Here is a 2,577-nt window from a genome sequence, read left to right as displayed (position 1 = left end):
ACTGGGGAATACGTTGCTGCAGGTCGGGGTAGTTATGTATAAAATGCAGATACCGCTGCTCTGGCTGGTCTTCATAAAAAGAGGTGGCCTTTTTCAGTGCATACACATATAGCTGTTCACAAATTAAACGGCCAAACTTTTCGCCTTCCTTAACTTTACTGTAAATCAATTGAAGACTTTCATACGAAGCGCATAGTATTTCTGTTGGTTCAATGCATTGGATGCTGCGCCGGGAAACCGAGTGATCAAGAAAACTTTCATAATTACAGGTAAAATCATTTTCCTTTCCAAAATCAAATGTCAGTTCTTCGCCGGAATCTTTGATACTGTAGTAACGGATCAATCCCTTTTCAATAAATCCCACCTCACGGCATACCTGTCCTTCCCGCAGGAAGTAGTCATTTTTCCGGAACTGCCTGCGTACAAACAAAGAAGAGATAAACTGTTTTTCGGCTTCATCCATACGGATAAAGTGTCCTATGGCGTTGATCAGGTTAGTGTGTATGCTCATCTGTGAAACGGTTTAATTGTGCCTCGATGCCTTGTTTTTCAGTATCTGTTTTGGCCAGCTGCCAGGCTTTGCGGAAACTTTCCTTTGCTTTATTGTTGTCGATATTCTTATACAGTTCCCCCAGCAATACATAATAGAAATGATTATTCTCCAGCTTCAATTTTTCTGCTTCTTTTAGGGCTTCCTCCTGCCCGTTTGCTTTATACAATGCAAAGGTACGGTTCAGGGCTACACTGGGCGAGTAATTGATCATTAACAGCGCATTGTATAGCTGCAGGATTTCCTTCCACTTTTCCGGCGTGTCTTCCTTGATGCAGTGCCAGTAGGCGATCCTGGCTTCCAGGTGAAAGGAGCTTACTTCATTGCCTTCAGCGGAAAGCTGCAGGAAACGGATGCCCTGGTTAATTAACGAATGGTCCCACAGGGCTTCGTTCTGCGCTTCATACAATACCACTTCGCCTTCACCGGCCTGCCTGGCATTGAAGCGGGACGCATGAAAGCACATGAGGGCAATCAGCGCGTTTGTTTTGGGCAGGTTGGTTTTGTCGTAGGCAGTAAGCATCAGCCCCAGCCGCAATGCTTCCAGGCAAAGATCCATTTGCAGGATCTGGTTCTGTGTTTGCGAATAATATCCTTCGCTGAAAAGCAGGTAAATAATATGCAGTACATTATCCAGCCGCTTGGGGATATCGCCTTCCGGCGGAAGCTCCATTTTGATCTTCTCTGCGCGCAGCTTCTCTTTTGCCCTGAATAGTCTTTTATTGATGGTTTCTTTGTTGGATAGAAAGGCTTCTGCAATTTCATCTATTCCAAAACCACAAAGAATACGCAATGCCAGGCCTATCTGCGCTTCGCTGGCAATAGCGGGGTTACACACGGCAAAAAGCATTTGTAACTGGCTGTCCTGGATGTTTTCCTGGGAGAAATTCAGCGCTTCGGCATCGCCGGTCAGCTCCTGCCGGGCTGTTATTTCAGGAAGTACCTTGGTGTCAAATATTTTATTTCTCCTGAAATGATGTATTGTTTTTTGTTTGGCTACGGTATAAAGCCAGGCGGTTGGATTGGGAGGAAGCCCTTTCATACCCCATGTTTCGGAGGCCAGTAAAAATGTTTCACTCACAATATCCTCCGCTATTTCAATATGCTGTAACCCGAAAAGCTTGCTGATCACAGCCACCATCTTGGAAAATTCCTGCTTAAATAAATGCTTCAGTGATTCGAGTTCCCTTTCCATATTAAAACAGTAAAAACCACTCTAACGAAAGAGTGGTTCTTTTATTTTTTGCTGATACCGTTTATGAAACAATTTCCCTGATCTCAACGCTGCCGCCGATTTCCAGAACAGGGCAGCCGTGTGCCAGTGTGGTAGCTTCTTCCAGCGTATCGGACTTTACTACCAGGAATCCGCCCAGCCTTTCCCTGATCTCTACAAAAGGCCCGTCGGTGATAACGCCTCCCGGTTTCAGTACTTTTCCTTCCTGTGAAAGACGGTTGCCGTTACTCCCCAGTTTGCCTTCTGCGGCAATACCTCCTGCCCAGTCCTGCCACTTCTTTGTCATCGCCTGGAAATCTTCTGCAGAGAAATCACGGGGAGCAAGATCAGTATTACGGAACAACAATAAAAATTCTTTCATCTCTTTATAATTTAAATCGTAGTGAAATATATGAATTAATTAGCTTTCACCTTGAATAATCCCGGTTTATAGCTTCCGGCAGCCGTGCGGAAGGCAATATTAAGACGGTTGTAGCTGTTAATAGTGGTAACAGCGATGGTCAGGTCTACGATCTCTTCTTCAGAAAACTGCTGGCGCACCTGGTTATATACATCGTCCGGTACGTCGCTGTTAGTGATCCTGGTTACCGCTTCCGCCCAGGCAAAGGCCGCCCGCTCGCGATCGGTATATACTGTCGCTTCTCTCCAGCCAGCCAGCATATAAAGACGTTGTTCTGTTTCTCCTTCCTCCCTTGCATCTTTGGAGTGCATATCCAGGCAAAATCCGCAGCCATTCATTTCTGACACCCGGAAATAAATTAAATGCTGGAGTGACTTTTCAATGGATGATCCG

General features: G+C 45.5%; 4 protein-coding genes. All 4 read right to left on the bottom strand.

Translation table 11 applies throughout. The annotated features are described in order from the left end of the window. The coding region (locus tag VN105_RS11710; RefSeq protein WP_325641035.1) for a cyclic nucleotide-binding domain-containing protein at positions 1–511 on the bottom strand (511 nt) is incomplete at its 3' end. Further along, on the bottom strand, positions 495–1,745 hold the full coding sequence (locus tag VN105_RS11705) for an RNA polymerase sigma factor (RefSeq protein ID WP_325641033.1): 1,251 nt from the start codon (positions 1,743–1,745) through the stop codon (positions 495–497). The genes VN105_RS11705 and VN105_RS11710, both read right to left, overlap by 17 nt. 61 nt (positions 1,746–1,806) lie before the next feature. After that, complete coding sequence (locus VN105_RS11700) at positions 1,807–2,145, bottom strand: YciI family protein (protein ID WP_325641032.1); 339 nt, start codon at positions 2,143–2,145, stop codon at positions 1,807–1,809. Positions 2,146–2,180: 35 nt separating this feature from the next. After that, a partial coding sequence (locus VN105_RS11695) for a carboxymuconolactone decarboxylase family protein (protein WP_325641030.1) occupies positions 2,181–2,577 on the bottom strand: 397 nt, incomplete at its 5' end.

This window comes from Chitinophaga sp. (assembly GCF_035564935.1).
Lineage (GTDB): Bacteria > Bacteroidota > Bacteroidia > Chitinophagales > Chitinophagaceae > Chitinophaga.
The sequence above is the reverse complement of the archived record's forward strand: the minus strand, read 5'-3'. Positions and strand labels throughout refer to the sequence as shown.